Source organism: Actinoplanes flavus (assembly GCF_017592555.1).
GTDB classification, from domain to species: Bacteria; Actinomycetota; Actinomycetes; order Mycobacteriales; family Micromonosporaceae; genus Actinoplanes; species Actinoplanes flavus.
This window is the reverse complement of the sequence record NZ_JAGFNS010000009.1, coordinates 177,697-200,500: the sequence shown is the minus strand read 5'-3', so window position 1 is coordinate 200,500 and position 22,804 is coordinate 177,697. Positions and strand designations below refer to the sequence as shown.

The window sequence follows — 22,804 nt, the reverse complement described above, 5'->3', positions numbered from 1 at the left end:
GGAAGAAGGCAAGGGCAAAAAAGATCGAGCGATGACGGTACGGTCGACGCGTGCCCGAACTCATCGCACCGACCACCCGCCTGCACGCCTCCTGGATCGCGTCCCGTGACGAGTGGGGCCGCGGCGTCCACCAGGACGGCGCGGGCCTGCGCGCCGTCGACGAGGTGGACACGCCGGACGGTTTCGCCCGGTGGGTGGCTCGCCTGCACGAGGCGGAGGGCACCGCGTTCGACGGCTGGGTGCCGTGCACCTTCCGCTGGATCGTCGAGGGCGACCGGTACCTGGGCGCGATCGCGCTGCGCCACGAGCTCAACGACTTCCTGCTCGACGCGGGCGGCCACATCGGTTACGGCGTCCGCCCGTCGGCGCGTGGCCGTGGCCTGGCCGGGTGGGCTCTCGCCGGGATCCTGCCGGAGGCCCGCAAGCTCGGGCTGGCGCGGGTGCTGCTGACGTGCAAGGTGAGCAATCCGGCCTCGGCCCGGACCATCGAGCGTGCCGGTGGCGTCCTGGAGGACGTCCGGGACACCGAGCTGGGCACCCTCAGGCGTTACTGGATCACGCTGTAGCCAGGGGGGTGGCGGGCAGTGCCGAGACCGTCGCGCGCAGGGTCCGCAGCAGGCCGGTGACCAGCGGGCCGGTCCGCCGGCGGGCGGTGACCACGCCGACGAAGCGGCACGGCCCGGGCGGGACGAGCCGGGCCGCGGTCAGCCCGGCCGGGTCGGCGGTGAGCGCCACCTCCGGAATCATGGCGATGCCCACCCCGGCGCGGACCAGCGACTGCGCGAACTGGTAGTCGGTGCCCCGGCAGGCGGTCAGCACCTCGAAGCCGGCCATCGCGGCGTAGTGGTCGAGCATCTCGCCGACCGACAGGCAGCCGTGCACCCAGCGTTCCCCGGCGAGCTCGGCGATGGCCAGCCCGGTCCGCCCGGCGAACCGGTGCCCGGCCGGCAGCACGATCCACATCGGGTCGTCGAGCAGCGGCTCGTAGTCCAGCCCGCTCGGCGACGGCGGCTGCCCGTCGAAGTGGTAGACCAGCGCCAGATCGGCGGCGCCGGCCCGGACCACCGGGATGCTGTCCTCGGGCTCGCTCTCGATGACGGTCAGCTCGACGCCGGGGTGGTCCGCGGCGAACCTGGTCAGCGCGTGCGGCAGGATCCGCTGCCCGCCGCTGGTGAAGGTGGCAACGGTGAGCCGCTCGGGCCGGGTGGTGGTGAGGCGCTCGATCTCGCGTTCGGCGGTGAGCAGTTCGGCGGCGATGGCGGCGGCGGTCTCGGTGAGGACCCGGCCCGCCTCGGTCAGCTCGACGCCGCGGGTGCTGCGCCGGACCACCGGGGTGCCGACCGTCCGCTCCAGGGCGGCGATCTGCTGGGACACGGCGGACGGGGTGAGCCGCAGCTCGGCGGCGGCCCGGTTGAAGCTGCCGTGCCGGGCGACCTCGGTGAGGATCTGGAGGCGGCGCGTGTCGATCATCAGTTTTCCTTAACACGGCATCAGTAAGTGACCACTTCCGCTTACTACCGTACGGGTTCAGGCTGACAGCGTGAATCGTCTCGCCTGGTTTCTGTTCGTCCTGGTCTCGTTCCTCTGGGGCATCCCCTACCTCCTCATCAAGATCTCGATCGAGGACCTGTCACCGGTCTACGTGGTGGCCGGCCGGGCCGCCATCGCCGCCGCCGTGCTGATCCCGGTGGCCGTGCTGCGCGGCACCCTGGGCGCCCTGCGTGGCCGGTTCCGGGTGGTGGCGCTGATCGCGATGGTGCACATCGTCGGGCCGTTCCTGCTGATCACGTACGGCGAGCAGCACATCACGTCGTCGCTGACCGGCCTGCTGATCGCGGTCGAGCCGGTGGTGATCGCCCTGCTGCTGTCCGGCTCCGAGCCGATCACCCCGATCCGCCTCGCCGGCCTGGTGCTCGGCTTCGCCGGGGTGGCGGTGCTGGTCGGCCTGGACGTCTCCGGCGACGGTGGCGGGCAGGGCCTGCTCGGTGCGGCCATGGTGCTGCTGGCGACGGTCAGCTACGCGGTGGCGACCGTGCTGGTGCAGCGCCGGGCCTCGGACATCCCACCGGAGTCGCTGACCGTGGGCACGACCGCGATCACCACGGTGGTGCTGCTGCCGTTCGCCTTCCTGGCCCGTCCGTCCGGCCCGGTCGGCGCCGACTCGTGGGCCGCGCTGGTGGCGCTCGGCGTGTTCTGCACGGCGGTCGCGCTGCTGTCGTTCTACCGGCTCATCGCGCTGGCCGGTTCGAACCGGGCCGGGCTGGTCACCTATGTGAACCCGGTGGTGGCGGTGCTGCTCGGCGTGCTGCTGCTGAACGAGCCGGTCGGTGCCGGCACGGCCGCCGGGTTCGCCCTGGTGGTGGCGGGTTGCTGGCTGTCGACTCGGCCGCCGCGGGTGCCGGTGGAGACGCGGGCGGGCCGACCCGCGACTGCGGACCGGCCCGCCCGGTGATCGGCTCTGACCATTACCATTTGTATATCTTCTGTGTACTTTGAGTTGATAAGAAAGGAGAACTATCAGTTAACTCACAGCTACATGACAGCTCTCGCGGGTTGGATGCATACGACTTTTGCGAAATCTTTGCCAAGTCTTCAAGATCATGGGGAAGACCTGGAAGGGAGCGTCATGACAGCAACGGGGGCGACAAGCCCGGTGGCAGCAATCTACGGTGGTCGGCATGTCCTCTGATCGCCCGATCTTCGTCGTCGGCTGTCCCCGGTCCGGAACGACGATGTTGCAGCTCATGCTGCACGCGCACCCGCGCATCGCGCTGCCGCCGGAGACTCGTTTCCTGTTGGCGGCGTACCAGAAGCGCGCGGAGTTCGGCGATCTCGGCGATCCGGCCAACCGCCGCGAACTCGGGCAGTTCATCGTTGAATCGTCACAGTTCGAGGACCTCGGGCTGGACCCGGAGAAGACGGTGGAGGCGGTCGTGGCCGGCCCGCCGACCCTGGGTTCCGCCTTCGGGATCGTCTTCCGGATGTACTCGGAGCGGTTCGGCAAGGCGCGCTGGGGCGACAAGCGGCCGCTCTACCTGCGGCACCTGCCGACCATCCTGCGGCTGTTCCCGGACGCGCAGATCATCAACATCATGCGGGACGGCCGGGACTGCGTGGCGTCGCTCAAGGAGACGCCGTGGAAGCCGTCCGAGTTCGACACGCTCATCGACTACTGGGCGAAGTCGGCGGACGCGTCGCTGCTGGCCCAGCGGCGCTACCCGAAGGACGTCTACCACCAGGTGCGCTACGAGGACCTGGTCGCCGACCCGGAACCGCATCTGCGCCGGCTCTGCGCCTTCCTCGAGGAGGACTTCGATCCGGCGATGACCGCGCCGAACAAGCTCGCCTCGGTCGCCGTGCCGGAGTACAAGACCTGGCACACCCTGACCCACCAGGCGCCCACCACCGAGCGGATCGCGAGCTGGCGCAACCGGCTCACCGACGAGGAGGTGCGCAAGTGCGAGGCGGCGTTCGGCGATCGGCTGGCCCGGTTCGGCTACGAGCCGTCGATCCCGATCCCGCGTAGCGCCAAGATGCGGGCCGACGCCAAGCTGATCGCCAAGCACCGGCTCGGCCCGGCCAAGCAGGCCGCCCGCAACCTGTGGACGCAGATCCGCTCCTCCGAGCAGACCGAACCGCCGGTCGCGGCCCGGCTCACCATCCGGCAGGTGCGCTGACCCGGGTCAGCCCACCAGCCGCCGTTCCCAGGCCCACGCGGCGATCTCCACCCGGTTCCGGGTGCCCAGCTTGGCGTGAATGCTGCCGAGATGGGTCTTCACGGTGCCGACCGAGATGAACAGCTCGCCGGCGATCTCCGCGTTGGTCTGGCCCCGGGCGGTGAGGCGGACCACCTCCAGCTCACGCGGGGAGAGGCCGCCGTCACCGGACGGGGCCATCGGGGCGGCCAGGTGCCGCAGCAGGCGCACCGTGATCGACGGGCTGACCAGCGCGTCCCCGGAGGCGGCGGCCCGGACCGCCTCCACCAGCAGCGCCGGGCCGGAGTCCTTCAGCAGGAACCCGGCCGCGCCGCCGAGCAGCGCCTGATGCACGTACTCGTCCAGGTCGAAGGTGGTCACCACGACCACCTTCACCGGGTCGGCCACCTCCGGCCCGGCCAGCAGCCGCAGCGCCTGGAGGCCGTCCATCCGCGGCATCCGGATGTCCATCAGCGCCACGTCCGGCCGCAGCCGGCGCGCCTCGGCCACCGCCTCGACGCCGTCGGCGGCCTCACCGACCACCTCCATGTCCGGCTGCGCGCCGATGATCATGCCGAAGCCGGTGCGGACCATCGCCTGGTCGTCCGCGATCAGGACCCGGATCACTGCTGCACGCTCCACTCCAGGGGTAGCACGGCGTCGACGATCCAGCCGCCGCCGATGCCGGGCCCGGCCGTGATCCGCCCACCCACCGCGCGGACCCGTTCGGCCAGGCCGACGAGACCGTACCCCGGGCGATCACGCGGCGCCGGATGCCTCGGCGCCGGGCCGTCGTTGCTCACCCTCACCAGCAACTGCTTCGGGGTACGGGTGAGCTGCACCGCCACCGACGAGGCGCCCGGCGCGTGCTGCCGGGCGTTGGTCAGCGCCTCCATCACGACCCGGTAGGCCGACGTCGACACCTCCACCGGCAGCCCCGACACGTCGCCCTCGACGTCCAGCCGGGCCACCGGCCCACCGGCCGCGGTGAACTGCTCGACCAGCGCCGCCAGCTCCGGCACCCCGGCGACCGGGGCGAGCGGCGCGTCCGGCCGGGACCGCTGGTCCCGCAGCACGCCGACCATCCGCCGCATCGACGCCATGGTCTCGGCGCCGGCCTGCTCGATCTGCTCCAGGGCCAGCAGCACCCGTTGCGGGTCCTGCTCGGCGACGAACCGGGCGCCCTGCGCCTGGACCACGATCCCGGTGACGTGGTGGGCGATGAAGTCGTGCAGGTCGCGGGCGAACTCGGCACGCTGCTCGGCGCGGACCGCGTCGACCGCCCGCTGCCGGTTGCCCTCCAGCGTGCGCAGGTAGACGCCGACACCGATGGCCGCCGCCCCGGCCAGCGCCTGGACCAGGCTGAACGTGATGAAACCGCCGAGGTCCCCGGACCGCAGCGGCACCACGGCCACGGCCAGCAGCAGCACCGCCACCGCGGGGACGGCCCAGACCGCCCGGCCCCGGCGGGCGACCACCATCAGCACCCCGAGCAGCGCCGCCGACTCGGCCAGGCCCCAGATCGACGCGTAGTCCGACCGCCCGGCCAGCAGGGCGGTCAGCAGCAGCGACTGGAGGCCCAGCAGGGTCGCGATCCGGGGCAGGAACACCGAGTCCGGCCGGTGGGCGGGCAGCCAGACGGCGGCCGCCGCGATCGCGGCGGCCACCCGCCACAGGCCGTACATCAGGCCGCTGGAGGCGATGCCGCCGTTCACGTCGAGGATGCCGAGCAGCGCCAGCGTCCCGAGGGCGGTGAGCTGGCCCAACCGGAACAGGGTGTGGTTCATCATCGTGACCCAGAGTAGGCGGCGGCCGGACGCGTCCCATCGGCCGAAAGTAAGAGTCCGCGGTCTGACAGCGGGCCGATGTGCCGGGTTGCGCCGATCGACCAGGATCCCTCTGTCCGTTCCCAGCGACCTTGGAGCTCTCATGCAGACGCAGTCCTCACCCGTCGCCGGCCGCGACAGCCTCGCGGCGGTCGCGGCCGTGGACCTGGTGAAGGTGTACGGCGCCGGCGACACCGCGGTGCGCGCCCTCGACGGCGTGACCGTCGGCTTCGAGCGGGGCCGGTTCACCGCGATCATGGGACCGTCCGGCTCCGGCAAGTCGACCCTCATGCACTGCCTCGCCGGCCTGGACACCGCCACCTCCGGCCAGGTGCTGCTCGGCGGCACCGACCTCACCAGCCAGCCGGACCGGGTGCTGACCCGGGCCCGCCGGGAGCGGATCGGCTTCGTCTTCCAGTCGTTCAACCTGCTCCCGCAGCTCACCGCGGCGGCCAACATCACCCTGCCGCTCGACCTGGCCGGCCGGAAGCCGGACGCGGAGTTCCACGACCGGCTGATCACCACGCTCGGCCTGGCCGGGCGGCTCGGGCACCTGCCCGCCGAACTGTCCGGCGGCCAGCAGCAGCGGGTCGCCCTGGCCCGGGCGCTGGTCTCCCGCCCCGAGGTGGTCTTCGCCGACGAGCCGACCGGCAACCTGGACTCCCGCTCCGGCGCGGAGGTGCTGGGCCTGCTGCGCGACTCGGCCCACGATCTGGGGCAGACCATCGTCATGGTCACCCACGACCCGGTCGCCGCCGCCTACGCCGACCGGGTCGTCCTGCTCGCCGACGGGCAGCTGGCCGGCGAGATCCACGCGCCGGACGTCGCCGCCGTCACCGAGTCCCTGCGCAACCTGGCGGCGGGCCGGTGAGCGTCGTACTGCGTACGCAACTGGTGGGGGTGGCCAAACGCCCGTCCCGGCTGCTGCTCACCGGCCTGGCCGTGCTGGTCGCCTCGTTCGTCGTCTACGCGACCGTGCTGGCCCAGCAGATCACCGAGCGCAGCGTGCTCAACGGCCTGAGTGGCACCCCGGAGACCGTCGACCTGGTGGTCCAGAACGGTGAGATCACCACGGGGGATCTCACCGCGATCGGCAAGATGCCCGGGGTCGCCGAGGCCGCCGTCCGCACCGAGGCCTACGCCCGGACCCCGGCCGGTGACCTGATCGTCGCCACCGACCCGGGCAGCGGCCCGCTCAGCACCGTCGAGGTCACCGAGGGCCGCTTCCCGACGGCGCCCGGCGAGATCGCGGTCACCCCGCGGACCGTCGAGCGGATGGGGCTCGGGATCGGCGCGACCACCGCGGCCCAGCCCGCCGAGGGCAAGCCGGTGCCGCTCACCGTGGTCGGCGTGCTGACCCCGCGCGAGGACATCGGCTTCCTGGCGTACGCGCCGCTGTCCACGGTCGTCCAGATCAACGGGTTCGACCAGCTCGACCGCGTCGACGTGCGCTTCGACGGCGGCGCGGACGCCGGCGCCGTACGGGAGAGGATCGTCGCCCAGGTGGCCGGCGAGGCCGCGCCGGAGGTGGCCGGAGGCGCCGAGGTCCGGCTCTCCGAGGCCCGTGAGGCGGCCGCCGAGATCGACCAGCTGTTCATCGTGGTCCGCGTGTTCGTGGCGGTGGCGGTGGCCGCGGCCGTGCTGATCGCCGCCTCCACCTTCCGGATCGTGTTCGCCCAGCGGATGCGGCAGCTGGCCCTGCTGCGCGCGGTCGGCGCCGGCCGCGGGGCCCTGGCCCGGGCGCTCGCCGCCGAGGGCGCGCTCACCGGGCTGGTCGCCGGCGTCACCGGGGTGCTGGCCGCGCTCGCCGTCGGCCACCTGATCCCGCCGCTGCTCAGCGCCTTCGGCGTGGCGGTGTCCCGGCCCGGGTTCCCGCTGGTCCAGGCGGCCGGAACGGTCCTGCTGGCGGTGCTGATCACGATCGTCGCGGTGCTCGCTCCGGCGCTCTCCGCGGCCCGGGTGGCGCCGCTCGAGGCGCTCCGCTCGGCCGCCACCACCGGCGCCCGGCAGGGTATCGGCGTGCTGCGGGCGATCACCGGGCTGCTGCTCGCGGCGGCCGCGGCCGGGATCGCCGCCCTGGTCACGATCAACCTGCCCGGCCCGCAGGAGCAGGACTACGACGCCGAGACCATGATGCTGGCCGTCGTCGGGTCGGGCCTGCTCGCGTACCTCGCCCTGATCGCCCTCGGCCCGGTCCTGGTCCGCCCGGTCCTCACGATCGCCGGCTGGCCGCTGCGCCGGTCCGGGCCGGTCGGCCGCCTCGCCGTCGGCGGCGTCGGCGGCAGCTCCCGGCGGGCGGCCGCGGTGTCGGTGGTGGTCGCGCTCGGCGTCACCCTGATCGCCGGGGTGCTGGTCGGCGGCGACTCGATCCGGGTCCTCTCCGAACGGGAGACGGTGGCCGCGGCGCCCACCGACTTCGAGGTCCGGGGGCCGAACGGCAGCACCCTTCCGGCCGGCGTCGCGGAACGGGCCGCGCAGAGCGCCGACCTGAGCCGGGTCGCCACCTACCGCTGGATCGGCGGCGCCCAGGTCGGCACCTTCACCGAGGCGGCCGTCACCGACGTGTCCGCGAAGGCCGTGCCCCGCCTCGCCGAACTGGACACCTCGGCGGGCGCGCTCACCGACGTGGCCCCCGGCCGGGCGGCGATCGCGGGCTACGTCGCCGAGATGGACGGGCTCACCCTGGGCGATCCGGTGACGGTCCGGAGCAACGGTAAAGAGGTACGGGTGACGATCGCGGCCGTGCTCGGCGGCGAGGCCCCGCTGCACAGCCAGATCCTGCTCGACCCGGCCGACCTGACCGCCCTCGGGGTGGCCGCCGCGCCGACCGGGCTGCTCGCCGACGCCGCCCAGTCCGGCGAGGACGGCCGTACCAAGGGGCTGCGCGCGCTGCGGACGGTCGCCGCCGCGCAGCCGGACCTGGGGGTCAACGTCCTGGCCGACCAGCGCGACCAGATCACCGAGGCGCTCGGCGTGCTGATGGTGATCGCGCTCGCCCTGATCGGCCTGACCGTGCTGATCGCGATCGTCGGCGTCGGCTCCACCACCGCCCTCTCGGTGGTGGAACGGGTCCGCGAGTCCGGGCTGCTGCGTGCCGTCGGGATGTCCCGCGGCGCTCTGCACGGGATGCTCACCACCGAATCCGCGCTGTACGGCGTGATCGGGGCGGTGCTCGGATTGCTGCTCGGTGTCCCGTACGCCTGGCTCGCGGTCTCCGCCATCGGCCTGGAGGCGCCGCTCACCCTGCCCGGGTGGCAGCTGGCCGCGGTCTTCGGCATCCTCGTGGCGCTGACCGCGCTGGCCGGAGTGCTGCCGGCCCGCCGGGCCGCCCGGGTCAGCCCGGTGACCGCCCTGGGCGCCGACTGACCGCTCTCGATGCGCGGGCCGTGGCGACACGGCCCGCGCCGTCGTCCGATCACCGATGACGAAGGCCGGACGGGGGACGGGACGCGCCCGGATCGTCCGGTAAGGTTCACGCCCGCGAAGGTTGGCGATCACCGCGGGGGACACGGGGAATGCAGCGAAGGCTGGCTATCGGTATCGGCACGGCGGTCGCCGTGCTCGCGGCGGGCGGGGGCGTCACCGCCCTGGCCTGGCCGTCCACATCGGAGGCGGAGGCGGCTGAGCCGGTCACGGTGACCGGCACGCTGGCCGCGGAGCCGAACCCCGAACCGCCGCGGGTCAAGACGGCGCTGAACACCGTCGACCTGCGGGCCGCTGGGGCGAAGGCGGACCTGGCGCAGCAGCGGACCAAGCGGTTCAGCCTGCTCGGCGTCACCTGGAACGACGGCGCGGCCGCCCCGGACGGCACCATCGAGGTGCGCACCCGCAGCGTCGCGACCGGTAGGTGGTCGGACTGGCGGAAGCTGGCGATGCGCGACGACGCGCCGTCCGGTGTGGAGGCCGGTGATCTCGGCCGGGGCGCCACCGCGCCGCTCTGGGTCGGTCCGTCGGACGGCGTCGCCGCCCGCGTCGCCGGCAAGGGCGCCGGGCTGCCGGCCGGGCTGCGGGTCGACCTGATCGACCCGGGCAGCGAGAGCGGTGGCCGTGGCGGCGGCGAGCCGGCGCCCAGCGCCTCCGCTTCCCCGTCCGTCTCCGCCCCGGTGGAGCCCACGCCCACCGAGACCGTCACGGAGCCCACGGCCGAGCCGACCGCGGAGCCGACCGAGCCGGTGGTCGAGGAGCCGGCTCCCGGTGAGACCGGCGCCGCCACCGAGGAGCCGGCCGCGCCGGAGCCGACGGCCGAGCCGTCGCCCAGCGCCGACGACGCCACCAAGGTCGACTCGCTGGACGAGCCGGTCGTCACCCCGACGGGCGACGCCGGGATCGCGGCGGTCACCGCGGGGACCACGGCGCCGATCCAGGCGCAGTTCCCGAGCTACTACTCGCGCAAGGCGTGGAGCGCGGACGAGACCATCACCCGGCGCACCGAGATCTCGGTGGCCAGCCAGGTCCAGACGGTCTGGCTGCACCACACCTACCACGCGGGGGACGACTCCAACGCCTACGAGTGCGCGGACGCCCCGGCCATCATCCGGGCCATCCAGGCCTACGACATCAAGAGCGACGGCTTCTCCGACATCGGCTACAACTACCTGGTCGACAAGTGCGGGCGCCTCTACGAGGGCCGTACCGGCGGGGTGGAGAACGCCGTGGTCCCGGCCGCGGTGAAGGGCTTCAACACCGGTTACGCCTCGATCGCGGTGCTCGGCGACTACCGGTACGCCGAGTCCACCGCCGCCATCGAGACGATCATCGCGCAGGTCGCGGCCGCCCGGCTCGGCCGGTACGGCTACAACCCGGCGTCGACGGTGACGCTCACCGCCGGATCGGCCAACAGCAAGCTCGCCGCCGGCGACAAGATCACGGTGGCCCGGCTGGCCGCGCACCGGGACGCCGACGCGACCGCCTGCCCCGGCGACAACCTGTACGACGCGCTGCCCGGCATGCGGGCCAAGGCCCAGCTCATGGTCACCGGCCTGGCCCTCAAGTCGGTCACCGGCGGCCAGTACGCGGCCGGCGCCTGGTACGTGAAGAACGCCGCCACCGTCAGCTGGACCGTGGGCAACGACTCCGCCGAGATCGCCCAGTTCGACGTGCTGGTCGACGGCGCGGTCGCCACCACCGTCCCGGGCACCGCCCGCGGCGCCACGGTCAGCGTCCCGGCCGGCAGGCACGGGATCACCGTCGTGGCCCGGCACACGTCCGGCAGCACCGCCCGGTTCGGCGTGTGGGTCTACGGCGACACCACGGCGCCCACCTTCCGCGGCATTCCGGCGGTGGCGCTGCGCACCGGCACGTACAGCACCGGCGCGGTGCCGGTGACGTTCTACCCGAACGGCGCCGACAACCTGCGGCTGGCCGGCTACACGGTCAGCCGGCCGGTCTCCGGCAACCTGGGGCCGGTCACGAGCTGGGCGACCAGCGTCCGGCCGGGCACCGCCACCTGGACGGTCACCGCCCGGGACCAGGCCGGCAACACCCGCGGCGCGACGATCACCCGGGCCGTCGTGCTCTCCCCGGAGACCGCCGCCAAGAAGAGCGGCACCTGGACGAAGAAGACCGGCGGCGCCTACCTCGGCGGCAAGGCGCTCTCCGCGACGACAAAGAACACCAAGCTGACCTGGACCTTCACCGGCCGGTACGCGTCCCTGCTGTTCTCCCGCGCCGCCAAGTCCGGCAAGGTGGCCGTCTACGTGGACGGCAAGAAGGTCACCACCATCGACCTCAAGTCGAGCCGGTCGCTGTACCGGCAGGCGGTGTGGACCCGGAACCTCGCCTACGGAAAGCACACCGTGGCGATCGTGGTGCAGGGCACCTCCGGCCGCCCGACCGTGGTGTCGGACGGGCTCGCGTACGTCCGGTGATCCTCAACCGGAGCGGCGCGAGGTCCCGTGCCGCTCCGGTCCGTCGGGGGCCGGGGGCAGCGTGAACCAGAAGGTCGCGCCCCGGCCCTCGGCGCTCTCCGCCCAGATCTCCCCGCCGTGCCGCTCCACCGCCCGGTGCACGGTGGTCAGCCCGATCCCGGTGCCCGGGAACTCCCGGGCGTCGTGCAGCCGGGCGAACGGGCGGAACAGGTCACCGGCCTGCTCGGCCGGGAACCCGGCGCCGTTGTCGCGGACGAAGTAGCGGCCGTTCTCGCAGCCCACCTCGACGACCGGCCGCTCGACCTTCCGGCTGAACTTCACCGCGTTGGCGATCAGGTTCTCCAGAACCACCCGGACCAGGCCCTCGTCGGCGTCGGCGACCATCTCCTCGTACACCCGGAAGGTCGTCCGCCCGTCCGGCTCCCGGGCCGTGACGTCACCGATCACCTGGCGTGCCGTCGCGGTCAGGTCGAACCGTTCCCGGCGCAGCTCGCCCCGGCTGGCCCGGGCCAGGATCAACAGCGACTCCACCAGGTCGGCCATCCGCAGCGCGGCCGCGTGGATGCGGGTCAGCCGGTGCCGGGTCCGCTCGCCGAGCCGCTCCTCCTCCTCGTCCAGCATGTGCTCGGCGAAACTGCTGATCACCTGCAACGGGCCGCGCAGGTCGTGGGAGACCGACCCGGAGAACGCCTCCAGCTCCCGGTTGCGCCACTCCAGCTCCTCGACCAGGGCCGCCCGGGTCTCGGCCAGCTGCCGGGCCGCCCGCTCCTCGGCCGCGTCCAGCTCGCGGCGCATCAGCTCCTCACGGATCCGGCGGGCCTCGTCGTGTGCCTGCTTGCGGCGGATCTGGGCCCGTACGTGCACCCGCAGCCCCGCCAGCACGTCGGCCCGCCGGACGTAGTCGTCGGCGCCCGCGGCCAGGCACTCCAGCATCCGCTCCTCGTCACCGGTCATCACCAGCGGCGTGTCCCCGACCGGCGGCGCCTCGCGCAGCCGGCGGCACGACTCCCGGGCCCGGTCCATGTCGTCGTCGAAGCCGAGCACGATGCAGTCGACCGGCTGGACGGTGAGCATCTCCATGATGGCGTCGATGTCGGTGGCCTGGACGACGTCGTAGCCGTCGGCCCGTAACGTGTCGGCCCACAGCTCCAGCTCGTCGCGGTCCGGGCCGGCGATCAGCACCTTGCCCGGCCCTCCGCCGGGCGCCTCGATCGGCAGCTGCTCGGCGCTGTGCCGCAGGACCGCGGACAGCTTCGCCAGCACCACCTTCAGGTTCTGCTGCTTGCGGATGAACGCGTCGGCGCCGGCGTCCAGGATCTGCATCTCGGTGGCGTAGTCGTCGGCGGCCGTCATCAGCAGGCAGGGGGTGTCGCGCAGCGCCGGGTCCAGGCGGATCCGGCGGATCACCGTGGCGCCGTCCAGGTCCGGCATCACCCCGTCGACGATCACCGCGTTCGGGCGGCGGTCGGCGGCCATCCGCAGGCCCTCCTCACCGCCGGTCGCGGTCATCACCGCGTACCCCTCCGATTCGAGCAGCCCGCGCAGCTCCTCCCGGAACGTCATGCTGTCGTCGATCACCAGCACGGCGGTCCGGTCACCGTCGTAGTCCGGGAGCTCACCGAGCAACTGCCGGGTACGGGCGACCACGTACCCGGCGTCGTAGGGTTTGCCCACGTACTCGTCGGCGCCGATGCGCAGCCCGGCCAGCCGGTCGGACACCTCGCTCGCGCTGGACAGCAGCATCGTCACCACGCCCGACCGGCCCGGCGTCCGCCGCAGCTCGGTGAGCAACTCCAGACCGTCGGCGTCGGGCAGCAGCACGTCCAGCACCGCCGCGTCGAACGAGGCCTCGGTGAACGCGCGCCGCGCCTCCGCCCCGGTGGCGCACAGGATGGTGGCGAACCCGTCCTCGGCGAACGCCTCGTGCAGGTCCATCCGTACGGTCAGGCTGTCATCGACGATCAGCACGGTCGGGGTCATCGGCGCACCACCGTGGCCGGGAGCCCGCCGAGCCGGGCGGCCATCCGGCCGGGCGGCAGCACGTGCGCCGCCGCGCCGATCAGCACCGCCTCCCGGGGCATGCCGTACACCGTGCAGCTGCCCTCGTCCTGGGCGAAGGTGACCGCGCCCCGGTCGCGCATCCGCAGCAACCCGGCCGCGCCGTCCCGGCCCATCCCGGTGAGCAGGCACCCGGCCGCCTGCGGCCCGAGTTCCTCGGCCACCGACTCGAACAGCACGTCCACCGACGGGCGGCAGGAGTGCCGGGGCGGACCGGTGCTGAGCCGCAGTGTCCGGTCGCGGATCAGCAGATGCCGGTCCGGGGGAGCGAGCAGCACCCGCCCGCCGAGCCGGCCGACCGGGGCGCCGTCGTCGGCGTATCGGATGTCGCGCCCGGTCTGCCCGGCCAGCCAGTCGGAGAAGGCGACCGCGAACTGCTCGCCGGCCGCGATGTGCTGCACGCAGAGCACCGGGACCGGGAACCCGGTGGGCAGCCCGCGCAGGAACTCGGTGAGCGCGGCGGGACCGCCGGTGGAGGCGCCCACCGCCACCACGGTGAGACCGCCGCCGTGCGGGCTCGGCGCGGGCGGGGGCGCGGGCGGCGGCGGTGGGGCGGCGACCCGGCCGTCCAGCCGGGCCCGGGGATGGGTGATCACCCGGATCCGGGACACCAGGCGCAGGGTGGCCCGCAACCGCAGCGGCCAGTCCGCGTCGGAGTCGTCGCCGCGCGGCTTCTCCAGCACCTCGACGGCGCCCGCGGCCAGGGCGTTGTACGTGCTGAACAGCTCCTCCCGGTCGGCCGACGACACCACCAGGATCGGCGTCGGGTGCTGCGCCATGATCTGCTCGGTGGCGGCCAGCCCGCTGATCCCGGGCAGCATCATGTCCATCGTGATCACGTCCGGGCGCAGCCGGGCGGTCATCTCCACGGCCCGTTCGCCGTCCGGGGCCTCGCCGACGATCTCCAGGTCCGGGTCCGGTGCGAGCGCCTCCCGCAGGTGGTGCCGCATGGTCAGGGAGTCGTCGACGATCAGCACCCGGGTCATGCCGCCACCTCCGCTGCGCTTCGGCGCCGGCATGCCTTCGGGACCGAGCTCGATGCCGCGCTCGCACGCCCGCTCATGAGCGCACCACCAGCCGCCGGATGTGGCCCAGCAACCGCTCCTGGTCGAACTCGCCCTTCGCGACGTAGGCGTCGGCCCCGGCGGCCCGGCCGCGCTCCCGGTCGGCGGCGCCGGCCCGGGAGCTGACCAGGATCGCCGGCACCCCGGCCAGCCGCGGGTCGGCGCGGGTCCGCTCGACGAAGGTGAACCCGTCGATGCCGGGCATGTCGATGTCGGTGAGGAACAGGCCGTACCGGCGGGCGCGGGCCATCTCCAGGGCCTCCTCGCCGGAGGCGGCCAGATCCACCTCGTACCCGGCCGACTCCAGGATGCTGCGCTCCAGCATCCGGGTGGTGAGCGAGTCGTCGACCACCAGGATCGGCAGCGGCGCGACGGCCGCCGCCGGGCCGGCTCCGGCCGGGCGCCCGCCGGCCACCTCGGCGGCCAGGCCGTCCGGGTCCAGCACCAGGCGCGGATTGCCCTCGGCGTCGACCGTGACGCTGCCGACCACCGGCGATGCCCGGGCCAGATCCGGCAGCGGGCGGGCGACCAGGGCGGACGTGCCGGCCAGCCGGTCGACACCGATCGCGAACAGGCCGGCCTCGCCCTTCACCACGACAGCCGCGCCGACGCCGGTGGACTCGGGGACGGGCGTGCCCGCGTACAGGGCCTCGGCCAGCGGCAGGAACGGGGCCGCGCCGCCGTCGTAGACGATCCGGCCGGTCACCGCGGCGGTGGTGGCGTCCTGGGCGGACAGCCGCACACAGGCGCGTACGGCGTCCAGCGGCAGGGTGCTGGTCATGCCGGCGGACTCCACGTTCAGGCCGGTCATGCTGAGCAGGGCCAGCGGGATCACCAGCTCCACGCGGGCTCCGGCGCCCGGGGTGCTGCTCACCCGTACGTCGCCGTGCAGCCGGGCCGCCACCTCGCGGACCGCGTCCATGCCGATGCCCCGCCCGGCCACCTCGGTCACCGACGGCGAGGTGCTGATCCCGCCGCGCAGCACCAGGTCGAGCAGGCCGGCGTCGTCCGGCGGCCCGGCGCCGGACGGCAGCAGACCGCGGTCGCGGGCGGTGTCGCGCAGCGCGTCCAGGTCGAAGCCGCGCCCGTCGTCGAGGCACCGGAACGCCGCGTGCCGGCCACGCCGCTCCACCTCGACGGTGACCGTCCCCTCGGCGGGTTTGCCCGCCGACAGCCGCTGCGGCTCCGGTTCGATGCCGTGCACCACCGCGTTGCGCACCAGGTGCAGGAAGGCGCCGCTGACCGGGCCGAGCAGGTGCGCGCCCATCCGGACCCCGGCGCCCCGGGCCTCGAACCGGACCCGCTTGCCCTCGGCGTCGGCGGCGTCGCGGACCGCCCGGCGCATGGCGGTGAACATCGAACCGGCCGGCACCAGCCGCAGACTCTCCGCCCTGGCCCGTACCTCGTCCAGCTCCCGCTGCATCTGGTCGACCGCGTCGGTGAACCGGCGGCCGGCCGATCCCAGTTTTCCGGCCAGCCGCTCGGCCGCCGACCGGGCCGTCGCCGGGGTGGTGCCGCGGCCGGTCCGCAACTGGTCGGCGAGCGTCTCCGCGGCCCGGTGCAGCCGCTCCAGGGTGGCGCATCCGGCACGTAGCGGCGCCATCCGGGCGGTGGTCTCGCCGACGGCGTCGAGCAGCTCGTCCAGGTCGGCGGTGACCGCCCGCGGGTTCACCACCACCTCGGCCGGGGCCGGCGCCGGGGCGGGCTCGTCCGGCCCGCTGGCCACCGGTGGCTTCGGCCGGTCCTCGAGTTCGGCCACCCGCGCGGCGATCTCGTCGTTGAGCCGCAGTAGCTCCCGCATCGCGTCGGCGGCCGGCGGCACGTCCACGCCCCGGTAGGGGATCAGCACCTCCTCGAAGGCGTGCGCCCGGTCGGCGATCTCCTTCTGCCGGACCACCCGGGCCGCGCCCTTGAGGGTGTGCGCCACCCGCAGCAGCCGGGCCACCGGTTCCGGGCCGCCGCCCTGATCCAGGTCGAGGACACCGGCGCTGATCTGGTCGACCAGCTCCCGCGCCTCGATCCGGAAATAGCGCAGCGGATCCTTGCCCTCGGCCATCAGTGGCGCCCGCTCCCGACGAGGTTCAGCAGCTCACCGGAGAGCGAGGAGAGGTGCGCCGCGGTCTGCCTGGTCTGCACGGCGCTCTCCTCGGTCTCCCGGGACACCCGGGCGGTCTCCGACGCGGCGACGTTGACCTGTTCCACCGCGGTGGTCTGCTGCTTGGTGGACAGCTCGATCTCCCGGGTGGCGTCGTTGGTGGTGGAGACCAGCCGCGCGATCTCCCGGAACGAGTCGGTGGCGTCGTCGAACTGCCGGGCCCCGGTGTCGACCGCCTTCGACCCGATCTCGGTGGCCATCACCGTGGTGTTGACCGCGCCGCGGACGTCGTCGATCAGCGCCCGGATCTCCTTGGCCGACGCCGCCGTCCGGTCCGCCAGCTTGCGGATCTCCTCGGCCACCACGGCGAACCGGCGGCCCCATTCACCGGCGCCGCTGGCCTCGATGGTGGCGTTGATGGCCAGGATGTTGGTCTGTTCGGCCAGCTCCGACACCAGGTCCACGACCAGCCCGATCTGCTGCGACTTCTCGCCGAGCGCCAGCATGTGCTGGACGATCTGGTCGACCTGGGTGCGGATCGCGATGATCGAGGCCCGGGTCTGGTCGATGGTGGCGTCCCCGGCGCGGGCCGCCGCCTCGGTCTCCTCGGCGATCTTGGAGACCCGCTGGGCGTTGTCCGCGATCTGCCGCGAGGTGATCAGCAGCTCGCTGATCGTCGTGGTGATCTCGCTCATCGCGCTGGCCTGGTCCCGGCCGCCGTTGACCTGCTGCGCGGCGGCGGCCTCCAGCTGGGCCGAGGAGCTCTGGATGTGCCCCACCGCGGTGCCCACCTCGCGGCGCAGGTCACGGTTGAGCCGCAGGGCCACCAGCACGGCGCAGATGGTGATGAGCACGCCCAGCCCGACGATCAGCAGGATGGCCTGCTCGGCCCGGTCCGACGCGGCCTCGCGATCGGCGTCGACGTTCACCCGGACCCGGTCGATCACGTCGGCGAGCGCCGCCTCCAGCTGCCCGCGGACCGGTGCGACCAGGGAATCGTTGAGCCGGGTGATGGCCGGGATGTCGGCGTTGTCGGCGCGGGCCCGCATCACCTCGGCGCTCGCCGCCGCGTGCTTCTCGTCGAGGGCGGCGATCCGGTCCAGCGCCTGCTGGGTCGGCGTGTCGGTGACGTGGGCGCGCAGCTGGTCGAGGCGTTGCCGGAACTGCTGGTGGTTCTCCTCGGTGAGCCGGGCGTTCTCGGCCGACGCGTCCAGCAGGTAGGCCCGGTAGTCCGCGATCCGCGCCTCCATGGTCCGGCTCAGGTTCTCCGTGCCGGTCAGGTCCTCCGTCGCCGCGGTGATGGCGGCGTCCTTCGCGGTGACCACGAACATCAGGCCGACCACCGCGGTGCCGACCAGGAGCAGGGTGAGCAGGACGGTGAGGGCGACACCGATCGCCAGCTTGCCGCCGTACGTGCGTCCGGCCGTCATCGGGCCTCCTCGGGAACGGACCGGTACCCGGCCAGGCGGTGCACGAGCTCCCGGACGGCCGGCACGTCGACGATCGGCCGGTGGCCGTCCGGCAGCCGTACCATCCCGCGCAGGCAGCCGCGCGGGTCGGCGCCGTCGACCACGTCGGCGAGCGGCACCCGCAGGTGCCGGTCCAGCTCGTGGAAGGCGAGCGCCAGCGGCGGTGTGCCCTTCGCGAGCAGCAGCCAGCGTGGCCGCCGGGGGACCGGGTGGCCGAGCAGAGCCGCCAGGTCGTAGACCGGAATCACCGCGCCGGCGAACCCGGCCACCCCGAGCAGCGCCCGGATCGAGGTGGGCAGCGGCGTGACCGGCCGGTCCGGGTGCACCCCGGACGCCTCGGTGAGCCGCAGCGCGTACGGCCGGTCACCGGCGCCGACCGCGAGCAGCTCGACGGTCTCGCACTCGAGGACGCGGGCCGGCTCGGCGAACGACCTGTCGAACTCCTCCCGCAACCGGGTCACCCGGCCGGCCACCGTCATCGCCGCACCTCGCACGCCTCCAGCTCGGTACGGCACAGGGTGGTCAGCGTCAGCCGCCCGAACCCGCCGCCGAACAGCACGACCCGCTCCTCGTCCTCGTGGGGCAGCAGCTCCAGGGCCGCCGCCAGGTTCGCGGCCGCGCCCCGGTGGTCGCCGCGCCGCCGGGCCAGCAGTCCCATCCGCAGCCGGGGCATGGCGAATTCCGGATCCAGGTACGCCGCCAGCCGGTACTGCCCGGCCGCCTGATCCGCGCAGTCCAGCTCGTGGCAGACGCCGAGCAGGTGGTGCGCGTCGGGGTGCGGCCCGCCGACGTCGATCAGCCGGTGCACGGTGTCCCGGGCCTCGGCGACCCGGCCGAGCTGGGCCAGCAGCACCCCGCGCAGCAGCGCGTCGTCCGGCCCGAGCACGTCGAGGGCCTCGGCGAACCGGTCGTCGCGCAGCAGCCCGAGGGCCCGGGACCGGGTGTCGACGGTGGGCGCCGGACGGGCCGGCGGACGTTCGCGGGCCGGGGCGGGCTCCGGCGCCGGTACGGGCGGGGCCGCGCTCTGCCGCCGGTAGTAGACGGTGCCGCCGCGGTGGCACAGCTCCAGGCCCTTCGGGTGGCTGCCGAGCGAGTCGGTGTGCCCGAGGAACAGGTAGCCGCCGTCGGTCAACGCCCGGGTCATCCGGTGCACCAGGCCGGCCGCGACCTCCCCGGTCAGGTACATCAGCAGATTGCGGCAGAAGATCACGTCGTAGCGGGCCGGGTGCCACAGCTGCGGGTCGTCGTCGGCCACGTTGTGCTCGGCGAACCGCACCGTCGCCGCGATGTCCGGGTGCACCGCGAACCCGTCGTCGCCGGTCTCCCGGAACCAGCGCCGCCGTACCTCCTCGGGGGTGTCCCGCAGCGACCACGGTGAGTAGGTCGCGGCACGCGCCCGGTGCAGCATCTCCCGGTTGGCGTCGACGCCCAGGACCGAGACGATCCAGTCCGGGGTGGGCCGGGCCGGCCAGGCGGTGATGGCCAGGGAGTAGGCCTCCTCGCCGGACGAGCAGCCCACCGAGAGCAGCCGCAGCACCCGTTGCCCGGCCCGCCTCCGGATCAGGTCCGGCAGCACCGTGTCCCGCAGCACCCGGAACTGCTCGCCGTGCCGGAAGAAGTAGGTCTCGGTGATGCTCAGCGCCTGCGCCAGCTCGGCGATCTCCGCGGTCCAGCGCCGGCCGGCCAGCCGGTCCAGATACTCCCGCTCGGTCAGCCCGTGCGCCTTCGCCCGGGCGGCCAGCACGGCGGCGGTCTGTCCCGGGTCGTTGTCGGCGAACGTCCATCCCAGCCGCCGTTGCAGCAGCTCCCGGAACCGGGTCAGCGACATCGCGCCGCTCATGAGACCGGCTCCGGTGCGTGCCCGGCGGCCTCCCACACCGCGTCCGGCACGGCACGGAAGCCGCGCAACAGCAGCAGTGGATCGGCGCCGACCGTGCCGACTCCCGCGATCAGCGGCGACGGCCCCTCCGGCGGAGAGACCCGGATCTCCCGGACGCCGAGCACCGGGCCGGTGGCGCAGGCGACCGGACCCCGGCCGGCCCGCACCGCCACGTACCGGTCGATCCGGCCGTCGGCGCCGGTGAGAAGCCGGGTCACGTCGATCACCGGCGCCGGTTCGCCGCGCAGGACGGTCAGGCCGAGGACGTGGGGTGCCGTTCCGGCGAGCGGCCGCGTCGCCAGCGGCCGCATGGTCTCGACGACCTCGTTCAGCGGCAGCGCGCAGAGCAGCGGCCCGGCCCGGAAGACCAGCGCGAGGACTCCGCCCTCCAGCGCCGGGGCCGATGCGTCGCCGTGCTGCCCTCCCACGGCCCCAGGCTAGTCGGGTTTTTGTGAGCTTCGCTCACCTTCCTTCGACGTTGGCCCTTATTCCGATTTTGCCCGTTCTTTACCGACATTTTTCCAGTACGGGCGGGAGCGGCGCCTTTTCGGCCGGTCCCGGCGCGCGGCCGCCCTCCGTACGCCGGGACCGGCCTGCTCAGGCGCGGCCGTCCGGTCCCCGGAACCGCAGCGACAGCGGCAGCGACAGGGGCTGCTCCTCGGCGGCGTGCCGTGGCGCGGACCGGGGCGCCCCCGCGTCGCGGGCCGGCCCGTAGCCGGGCACCGGGCGCCCGGCGACCGGCAGATCGGCCCGCTGAGCCGCGGTGATCCGCCGGGTGACCGCGTCGGCCAGCGGATCCGGCGGGGCGGGCTGGTCGCGCGCCACCTCGGGCCAGCCCGCCGGGATCGGCCCGGCCACCGGTTCGGCCGCTGGGGTGGACCGGCCCGGCTCGCCGGCCGGCCGCCACCGGAGCCGGCGGGCCGCCCGGTAGACGATCGCGGCGGCACGAAACATGCCCGGATACCGATTGCGCACCGCGAAACCGTAGCGGCGGCGCGCGCCCGGCCGGGACCCTCCGGCCGGTCGGCAACAAGGCCTGAGCGGGTTACCCCGGTAGGGGGAAGAATGCCGGACTCCGGTGCGGTTGTGCGACGGATGTGCCTCCCGGCTCTCGGTGTCCGCGCAGCTCAGCGGGGTTCCCGGGGGTCCGGGCGGGTTCCGGTGGCGCTCCGGCGCGCAAACGGCACAGTGACCGGTCGCCGACGACCGGAGTTGGTCATCCGGGCAGCACCGGCGGAGCGGCCGGAGCGCACGGAGACGAGGGGATCGACGGGGTATGCGGAAGCCTTCGGTGGTGCTCGGTGTGGGTGCCTTGGCGCTGGTCGCGGGAGGGCTCGCGGCACGGGCGCCGGTGCACGGGGAGCCTCCCCGGGAGCCGATGCGGCGGGTGGCCCTCCCGGCCGGCGACCCGATCTCGGCGTCCCGGACCGTGGTCACCGCGGCGTCCGTCTCGTCCAGTCCGCAGGCCCCGGTGCAGCAGCAGGTCCTGGCGCTGGCCAACCAGCACCGGCGGGGCGCCGGCTGCGAGCCGCTCAGCCTGGACCGGCGGCTGATCGAGGCGGCCAACCGGCACGCCGCCGACATGGCCCGGCGTGGCTACTTCGACCACGAGTCACCGCGCGGCGAGATGGCCGGATCGCGGGTGACCGACGCCGGCTACACGTGGAGCCGTTACGGGGAGAACATCGCCCGGGGGCAGGACAGCCCGTACCGGGTGATGGCCGACTGGATGGAGAGTCCCGGCCACCGGCGCAACATCCTGGACTGCCGCTTCGATCAGATGGGGGTGGGCCTGGCGCTGGCGTCCGGCGGCACCCCGTACTGGGTGCAGGAGCTCGCCACTCCCCGTTGATCGACCGCTGACTCCCCGGAGCGGAGTTCGCCTCAAGCGGGCATGCGGTGTGCCGATGGCATACCGGTTTCATGTCACCGTCCTTCCCCACAGGTCACCGGTGGGACGGCTGTGCTTCGATGTGCGGACACCACATCCCTGGGGAGGGATCAGATTGGCAACGAGACGGGTTTCCGCCCGCCTCACCGGGGCCGTTTTGGCGGCTCTGGTGGGTGGCGGTCTCGGCGCTGTCGCGCTGACACCGGCGGGCGCCGGTGCGGCCGTGCCGGTCGCCGCGGCCGTGACCACGTCGGTGGTCACCAAGGCGGCTGCCGCGTCGTGCGCGACCGGCAAGTACCAGAAGCAGGTCGAGGGCTACCTCAAGCAGCTGGGCGGATACGGCACGGTCACGGTCGACGGTAAGCAGTCCACCGCCGACTGTGCCGCGATCGTGAAGTTCCAGAAGCGGTTCGGTATCCAGCCGGCCAAGGGGCTCGCCGGCCCGACCACCTACGACGTCGCCAAGCGACTGGCGGCGACGAAGACGTCGGCCTGCAAGCCGAAGAAGAAGGGCATCACCTTCTGCGTCGACCTGACCCATCAGACGACGTGGGTGATGAAGAACGGGAAGCTGCACACCAAGCCGACCGTCACCCGTACCGGGTACGCGGGATACCGGACCCCGGCGGGCACCTTCTCGATCAACAAGCGGACGAAGAAGGAGTGGTCCGACCCGTACGAGGTGTGGCTGCCGTACTGGCAGCGCTTCATCGGCGGGCGGGGCTTCCACCAGACCACGACCTACATCCACGACAAGTGGCGCGGGTCGCACGGCTGCGTGAACCTGCTGCAGTCCGACGCCAAGCTCTACTACGGCATCGGCAAGATCGGTATGACGGTGAAGGTGTTCGGGCGGCGTCCCGGCACCTGATCGGTAACCCGTGATGTGTGGGTTTCGGGTGCGATACGCACCCGAAACTCACACGCGCGGTGGCCTGGGAGGATCCGCCTGATCTCACT

Annotated in this window: 19 protein-coding genes; 8 read left to right on the top strand and 11 right to left on the bottom strand. The window is 73.6% G+C overall.

What is annotated here, in order from left to right; translation table 11 throughout:
- Positions 1–50 precede the first annotated feature (50 nt).
- A complete protein-coding gene (locus J5X75_RS15860; protein WP_208468163.1) occupies positions 51–566 on the top strand; it encodes a GNAT family N-acetyltransferase in 516 nt (171 codons plus the stop codon).
- On the opposite strand, the gene J5X75_RS15855 is transcribed toward J5X75_RS15860, so the two are convergent.
- Positions 556–1,470 (bottom strand): LysR family transcriptional regulator, encoded by a 915-nt coding sequence (locus tag J5X75_RS15855; RefSeq protein ID WP_208468162.1) that lies wholly within the window; start codon positions 1,468–1,470, stop codon positions 556–558. The genes J5X75_RS15860 and J5X75_RS15855 overlap by 11 nt on opposite strands.
- Positions 1,471–1,540: 70 nt before the next feature.
- Here J5X75_RS15855 and J5X75_RS15850 point away from each other — a divergent pair, with 70 nt between their 5' ends.
- Positions 1,541–2,452 (top strand): DMT family transporter, encoded by a 912-nt coding sequence (locus J5X75_RS15850; RefSeq protein ID WP_208468161.1) that lies wholly within the window; start codon positions 1,541–1,543, stop codon positions 2,450–2,452.
- 226 nt (positions 2,453–2,678) lie between these two features.
- On the top strand, positions 2,679–3,677 hold the full coding sequence (locus J5X75_RS15845; RefSeq protein ID WP_208468160.1) for a sulfotransferase family protein: 999 nt from the start codon (positions 2,679–2,681) through the stop codon (positions 3,675–3,677).
- A 6-nt stretch (positions 3,678–3,683) separates the two neighbouring features.
- Here the strand turns inward: J5X75_RS15845 and J5X75_RS15840 are convergent, their stop codons facing one another.
- Positions 3,684–4,322, bottom strand: coding sequence for a response regulator (locus J5X75_RS15840; protein ID WP_208468159.1), 639 nt, complete (start codon positions 4,320–4,322; stop codon positions 3,684–3,686).
- Positions 4,319–5,485 carry a sensor histidine kinase gene (locus J5X75_RS15835; protein WP_208468158.1) on the bottom strand — a complete coding sequence of 389 codons (1,167 nt, stop codon included), beginning with the start codon at positions 5,483–5,485 and terminating at the stop codon, positions 4,319–4,321. The genes J5X75_RS15840 and J5X75_RS15835 overlap by 4 nt, the downstream gene beginning before the upstream one ends.
- Positions 5,486–5,624: 139 nt before the next feature.
- On the opposite strand from J5X75_RS15835, the gene J5X75_RS15830 reads away from it, so the two are divergent.
- The 3 genes from J5X75_RS15830 to J5X75_RS15820 all read left to right on the top strand — a co-directional run bounded on the left by J5X75_RS15830 (position 5,625) and on the right by J5X75_RS15820 (position 11,388).
- Positions 5,625–6,392 (top strand): ABC transporter ATP-binding protein, encoded by a 768-nt coding sequence (locus tag J5X75_RS15830; protein WP_208468157.1) that lies wholly within the window; start codon positions 5,625–5,627, stop codon positions 6,390–6,392.
- On the top strand, positions 6,389–8,887 hold the full coding sequence (locus tag J5X75_RS15825; RefSeq protein WP_208468156.1) for an FtsX-like permease family protein: 2,499 nt from the start codon (positions 6,389–6,391) through the stop codon (positions 8,885–8,887). The genes J5X75_RS15830 and J5X75_RS15825 overlap by 4 nt, the downstream gene beginning before the upstream one ends.
- Positions 8,888–9,036: 149 nt before the next feature.
- Positions 9,037–11,388, top strand: a complete 2,352-nt coding sequence (locus J5X75_RS15820) for an N-acetylmuramoyl-L-alanine amidase (RefSeq protein WP_208468155.1) — start codon at positions 9,037–9,039, stop codon at positions 11,386–11,388.
- Between the two features lie 3 nt (positions 11,389–11,391).
- Here the strand turns inward: J5X75_RS15820 and J5X75_RS15815 are convergent, their stop codons facing one another.
- From J5X75_RS15815 to J5X75_RS15780, 8 genes are all read right to left on the bottom strand, one after another.
- The gene (locus tag J5X75_RS15815; protein WP_208468154.1) at positions 11,392–13,368 is read right to left on the bottom strand and encodes a response regulator; all 1,977 of its coding nucleotides are present in this window, start codon (positions 13,366–13,368) and stop codon (positions 11,392–11,394) included.
- Positions 13,365–14,432: a chemotaxis-specific protein-glutamate methyltransferase CheB gene (cheB, locus tag J5X75_RS15810; protein WP_208468153.1), complete on the bottom strand. Its 1,068-nt coding sequence runs from the start codon at positions 14,430–14,432 to the stop codon at positions 13,365–13,367. Before cheB ends, J5X75_RS15815 begins: the two co-directional genes overlap by 4 nt.
- 73 nt (positions 14,433–14,505) lie before the next feature.
- On the bottom strand, positions 14,506–16,566 hold the full coding sequence (locus J5X75_RS15805) for a hybrid sensor histidine kinase/response regulator (protein ID WP_208468152.1): 2,061 nt from the start codon (positions 16,564–16,566) through the stop codon (positions 14,506–14,508).
- Positions 16,566–18,035, bottom strand: coding sequence for a methyl-accepting chemotaxis protein (locus J5X75_RS15800; RefSeq protein WP_208468151.1), 1,470 nt, complete (start codon positions 18,033–18,035; stop codon positions 16,566–16,568). The genes J5X75_RS15805 and J5X75_RS15800 overlap by 1 nt, the downstream gene beginning before the upstream one ends.
- Positions 18,032–18,553: a chemotaxis protein CheW gene (locus tag J5X75_RS15795; RefSeq protein WP_208468150.1), complete on the bottom strand. Its 522-nt coding sequence runs from the start codon at positions 18,551–18,553 to the stop codon at positions 18,032–18,034. Before J5X75_RS15795 ends, J5X75_RS15800 begins: the two co-directional genes overlap by 4 nt.
- On the bottom strand, positions 18,550–19,914 hold the full coding sequence (locus tag J5X75_RS15790; protein ID WP_208468149.1) for a CheR family methyltransferase: 1,365 nt from the start codon (positions 19,912–19,914) through the stop codon (positions 18,550–18,552). The genes J5X75_RS15795 and J5X75_RS15790 overlap by 4 nt, the downstream gene beginning before the upstream one ends.
- Positions 19,911–20,381 carry a chemotaxis protein CheW gene (locus J5X75_RS15785; protein WP_208468148.1) on the bottom strand — a complete coding sequence of 157 codons (471 nt, stop codon included), beginning with the start codon at positions 20,379–20,381 and terminating at the stop codon, positions 19,911–19,913. Before J5X75_RS15785 ends, J5X75_RS15790 begins: the two co-directional genes overlap by 4 nt.
- A 169-nt stretch (positions 20,382–20,550) precedes the next feature.
- On the bottom strand, positions 20,551–20,928 hold the full coding sequence (locus J5X75_RS15780) for a hypothetical protein (protein ID WP_208468147.1): 378 nt from the start codon (positions 20,926–20,928) through the stop codon (positions 20,551–20,553).
- A 301-nt stretch (positions 20,929–21,229) separates the two neighbouring features.
- On the opposite strand from J5X75_RS15780, the gene J5X75_RS15775 reads away from it, so the two are divergent.
- Complete coding sequence (locus J5X75_RS15775) at positions 21,230–21,805, top strand: CAP domain-containing protein (RefSeq protein ID WP_208468146.1); 576 nt, start codon at positions 21,230–21,232, stop codon at positions 21,803–21,805.
- Positions 21,806–21,959: 154 nt separating this feature from the next.
- A complete protein-coding gene (locus tag J5X75_RS15770; RefSeq protein WP_238488122.1) occupies positions 21,960–22,715 on the top strand; it encodes a L,D-transpeptidase family protein in 756 nt (251 codons plus the stop codon).
- Positions 22,716–22,804 lie beyond the last annotated feature (89 nt).

What these genes read in the sequence shown, in the direction of transcription:
- J5X75_RS15795 (WP_208468150.1), bottom strand. Translation starts at nt 18,553, where the DNA reads ATGACGGTGGCCGGCCGGGTGACCCGGTTGCGGGAGGAGTTCGACAGG.
- J5X75_RS15855 (WP_208468162.1), bottom strand. Translation starts at nt 1,470, where the DNA reads ATGATCGACACGCGCCGCCTCCAGATCCTCACCGAGGTCGCCCGGCAC.
- cheB (WP_208468153.1), bottom strand. Translation starts at nt 14,432, where the DNA reads ATGACCCGGGTGCTGATCGTCGACGACTCCCTGACCATGCGGCACCAC.
- J5X75_RS15800 (WP_208468151.1), bottom strand. Translation starts at nt 18,035, where the DNA reads ATGACGGCCGGACGCACGTACGGCGGCAAGCTGGCGATCGGTGTCGCC.
- J5X75_RS15805 (WP_208468152.1), bottom strand. Translation starts at nt 16,566, where the DNA reads ATGGCCGAGGGCAAGGATCCGCTGCGCTATTTCCGGATCGAGGCGCGG.
- J5X75_RS15790 (WP_208468149.1), bottom strand. Translation starts at nt 19,914, where the DNA reads ATGAGCGGCGCGATGTCGCTGACCCGGTTCCGGGAGCTGCTGCAACGG.
- J5X75_RS15845 (WP_208468160.1), top strand. Translation starts at nt 2,679, where the DNA reads ATGTCCTCTGATCGCCCGATCTTCGTCGTCGGCTGTCCCCGGTCCGGA.
- J5X75_RS15775 (WP_208468146.1), top strand. Translation starts at nt 21,230, where the DNA reads ATGCGGAAGCCTTCGGTGGTGCTCGGTGTGGGTGCCTTGGCGCTGGTC.
- J5X75_RS15820 (WP_208468155.1), top strand. Translation starts at nt 9,037, where the DNA reads ATGCAGCGAAGGCTGGCTATCGGTATCGGCACGGCGGTCGCCGTGCTC.
- J5X75_RS15835 (WP_208468158.1), bottom strand. Translation starts at nt 5,485, where the DNA reads ATGATGAACCACACCCTGTTCCGGTTGGGCCAGCTCACCGCCCTCGGG.
- J5X75_RS15815 (WP_208468154.1), bottom strand. Translation starts at nt 13,368, where the DNA reads ATGACCCCGACCGTGCTGATCGTCGATGACAGCCTGACCGTACGGATG.
- J5X75_RS15830 (WP_208468157.1), top strand. Translation starts at nt 5,625, where the DNA reads ATGCAGACGCAGTCCTCACCCGTCGCCGGCCGCGACAGCCTCGCGGCG.